Source organism: Methylibium sp. (assembly GCF_013817345.1).
Classification (GTDB): Bacteria; Pseudomonadota; Gammaproteobacteria; order Burkholderiales; family Burkholderiaceae_C; genus Methylibium.
The window spans coordinates 1-3,283 of sequence record NZ_JACDCW010000189.1 but is presented as its reverse complement, the minus strand read 5'-3'; the positions used below and the strand labels follow the sequence as shown (position 1 = coordinate 3,283).

Sequence of the window (3,283 nt, the reverse complement as noted above, 5' to 3'; positions counted from 1 at the left end):
ACTTTCTCGACCACACGCACTGACTGACGAAGAGGCTCGCACCATGCCCATCACCGACAGCGCCGCGCTGCAGCGCACGATCGAGCACCGGGAGATCTTCCACGACGAGATGCTGCACCTGATGCGCCGCATCATGAGCGGCGAGATGTCGCCGGTGATGATCAGCGCGCTGATGGTCGGCCTGCGCGTGAAGAAGGAAACCATCGGCGAGATCGCCGCCGCCGCCCAGGTGATGCGCGAGTTCGCGACGCCCGTGCCGGTGGAAGACAAGACGCACCTGGTCGACCTGTGCGGCACCGGCGGCGATGCCGCGCACACCTTCAACATCTCGACCGCGGCGATGTTCGTCGCCGCCGCGGCCGGTGCCCGGGTGGCCAAGCACGGAGGGCGCAGCGTGTCGTCCACCTCGGGCAGCGCCGATGTGCTGGAGGCGCTGGGCGCGCGCATCGACCTCAAGCCCGCGCAGGTGGCCGAATGCCTCGCCGAGACCGGCATCGGCTTCATGTTCGCTCCCAACCATCACCCCGCGATGAAGCACGCCGGGCCGATCCGCAAGGAACTCGGCGTGCGCACCATCTTCAACATCCTGGGGCCGCTGACCAATCCGGCCGGCGCCTTGAGGCAGTTGATGGGCGTGTTTCATCCCGATCTGGTCGGCATTCAGGTGCGCGTGCTGCAGCGTCTGGGCGCCGAGCATGTGCTGATCGTCTACGGCATGAACGGCATGGACGAGATTTCGCTTTCCGGCGAGACGCTCATCGGTGAGCTCAAGGCCGGCGAGGTGCGCGAGTACACCGTGCACCCGAGCGACTTCGGCTTGCCGGTTTACGACACGCGCGTGCTCAAGGTGGCGGGGCAGGCCGAGTCGGTCGATTGCATCCGCCGCGCGCTGGCCGGCGAAGACGGCCCCGTGCGCGACATCGTGCTTCTCAATGCCGGCGCGGCGCTGTACGCCGCCGATGTGGCCGCTTCCATCCGTGAGGGCGTGAAGCGGGCGCGGGAGGCAGTCACCTCTGGAGCAGCCCGCGCGAAGCTCGATCAGTTCGTCACCGTCAGTGCGCGGCTCGCGGCGTCGGCATGAGCGACATTCTCGAGCGCATCGTCGAGGTCAAGCGCGATGAGGTCGCCGCCGCGAAGGCGCGGCGCTCGCTTGCATCGCTGCGCGAAGAGGCCGAGTCGGCCGAGCGGCGCGGGGACTTGCGCGACTTCGTCGGCGCCATGCGGGCGAAGATCGCCGCAGGCAAGGCGGCTGTTGTCGCCGAAGTCAAGAAGGCCAGCCCGAGCAAGGGCGTGCTGCGCGAGCATTTCGTGCCGGCCGAGATCGCTGAAAGCTATGCCGAGCACGGCGCGGCCTGCCTGAGTGTGCTGACCGACGAACGTTTCTTCCAGGGCGCGGCGGCCTATCTGCTGCAGGCCCGAGACGCCTGCGCGCTGCCGGTCCTGCGCAAGGATTTCATGATCGCGGAGTACCAGGTGTTCGAGGCACGCGCGATGCAGGCGGACTGCATTCTGCTCATCGCAGCCGTCCTGGACGACGCGCAGATGACCGATCTGGAATCGACTGCCCACGCGCTGGGCATGGCGGTGTTGGTGGAGGTGCACGACGGCGCGGAGCTGGAGCGGGCGCTGCGGCTGAAGACGCCGCTGGTCGGCATCAACAACCGCAACCTGCGCAGCTTCGAGGTTTCGCTGGAAACCACGCTCGCGCTGCTGCCGCGCGTGCCGCCCGAGCGGCTGCTCGTCACCGAAAGCGGCATCCTGGCCTCGAGCGACGTGCGCCGCATGCGTGATGCGAACGTGCATGCCTTCCTGGTCGGCGAGGCCTTCATGCGCGCCAGCAATCCCGGCGCCGCGCTCGCGGCCTTGTTCGGCTGAACGGTGACTGGTCGTCTCGAGCGACCGCTGGACCAGGCCTTCGACGAGATCGAGGGCGGCTGGCGGCCTGTGACCGAGGCCTTTCGCACCAGCCTCACCGGCCGGCGCCTGATCGAGTTCATCGACGCACGGGTTGCGGCCGGCACGACGGTTTTTCCTGCCGATCCGCTGCGGGCCTTGCGGCTGACGCCGCTCGAGGCCGCACGGGTCGTGATCCTCGGCCAGGACCCGTATCACGGCGCCGGCCAAGCCGAAGGGATGGCTTTTTCGGTCCCTGCCGATGTCAAGCCGCCGCCCAGCTTGCGCAACATGTTCAAGGAACTGCAACGCGATCTCGGTGTGCCGTCGCCCCGATCAGGAAGTCTGCTGCCCTGGGCTCGCCGGGGTGTGCTGCTGCTCAATACCGTGCTCACGGTCGAAGAGGGGAGGCCGGCCAGTCACGCGAAACAAGGGTGGGAAGCACTTACTGACATGTTGATCGATGCGATTGCAGCGCAGCCGTCACCGCTCGCCTTCTTGCTGTGGGGTGCTGCCGCACAGGCTAAGGCGGCACGCATTGCGGCCGCCAGTAGCGGGCATCGGGTCTGGACTGCCAATCACCCCTCACCCTTGTCGGCCGCCCGGCCTCCGCAGCCCTTCGTCGGGTGTGCGCATTTCGGAGCTGCCGCGGCGTTTCTCGGCGCGACCGGCCGTCCCTTCGACTGGTCCCTTTGAAGAACGCGCTCGGCTTTACCCGGCCCGGCGACTGTTGTGAGCCGTTGGGGCCCCGTGATATAGTCGCGGGCTCGTCCGGGAGGGGTGCCCGAGTGGCTAAAGGGGGCAGACTGTAAATCTGTTGGCTTACGCCTACGCTGGTTCGAATCCAGCCTCCTCCACCAAGGCGAAACGATGAAAGTGAATAGAGCGGCAGGGGTTCAAAAGGCCGCACGGGTGGTCGCGGCGGCTCCCAGGGCGGGAGTAGTTCAATGGTAGAACCCTAGCCTTCCAAGCTAATGACGCGGGTTCGATTCCCGTCTCCCGCTCCAGACATGCGATTGCCGAGGCTCATCCGGGGCCTCTTGGTCTTTCGGAAAGCGTTGATCAAAGAAGCATTCAAGACGAGTCGGTAGTGATGTGTGCCGGGGACGCGACTCCGGGCTCAGACCAGTATCGATGCCCATGTGGCTCAGTGGTAGAGCACTCCCTTGGTAAGGGAGAGGTCGCGCGTTCGATCCGCGCCATGGGCACCACCCTCAGAGAACATTCTCAGTCACTGTCACCAGCGGCCTTCAGGAGATCGAGATGGCAAAAAGCAAATTCGAACGCACCAAGCCCCACGTGAACGTTGGGACCATTGGGCACGTTGACCATGGCAAGACCACGCTGACGGCGGCCATTACCACGGTGCTGAGCAAGCTCTTTGGTGGCG

4 protein-coding genes and 3 tRNA genes are annotated in these 3,283 nt (G+C 66.1%); all 7 read left to right on the top strand.

Annotated elements, in window-relative coordinates; genetic code table 11:
* The first annotated feature begins 43 nt into the window (after positions 1-43).
* Entirely contained in the window at positions 44-1,081 is a 1,038-nt protein-coding gene (trpD, locus tag H0W40_RS19725; RefSeq protein ID WP_292449605.1) for an anthranilate phosphoribosyltransferase, read from the top strand.
* The gene (gene trpC, locus H0W40_RS19720) at positions 1,078-1,875 is read left to right on the top strand and encodes an indole-3-glycerol phosphate synthase TrpC (protein ID WP_292449603.1); all 798 of its coding nucleotides are present in this window, start codon (positions 1,078-1,080) and stop codon (positions 1,873-1,875) included. Before trpD ends, trpC begins: the two co-directional genes overlap by 4 nt.
* Before the next feature lie 3 nt (positions 1,876-1,878).
* The gene (locus tag H0W40_RS19715) at positions 1,879-2,589 is read left to right on the top strand and encodes a uracil-DNA glycosylase (RefSeq protein WP_292449601.1); all 711 of its coding nucleotides are present in this window, start codon (positions 1,879-1,881) and stop codon (positions 2,587-2,589) included.
* 78 nt (positions 2,590-2,667) lie between these two features.
* Positions 2,668-2,753 (top strand) — tRNA-Tyr (locus H0W40_RS19710).
* Positions 2,754-2,826: 73 nt separating this feature from the next.
* Positions 2,827-2,900 (top strand) — tRNA-Gly (locus H0W40_RS19705).
* Positions 2,901-3,029: 129 nt separating this feature from the next.
* A tRNA-Thr gene (locus H0W40_RS19700) sits at positions 3,030-3,104 on the top strand.
* A 52-nt stretch (positions 3,105-3,156) separates the two neighbouring features.
* Positions 3,157-3,283 (top strand): GTP-binding protein (locus H0W40_RS19695; protein WP_292448741.1); only part of this gene is annotated, 127 nt, incomplete at its 3' end.

What these genes read in the sequence shown, in the direction of transcription:
- trpC (WP_292449603.1), top strand. Translation starts at nt 1,078, where the DNA reads ATGAGCGACATTCTCGAGCGCATCGTCGAGGTCAAGCGCGATGAGGTC.
- trpD (WP_292449605.1), top strand. Translation starts at nt 44, where the DNA reads ATGCCCATCACCGACAGCGCCGCGCTGCAGCGCACGATCGAGCACCGG.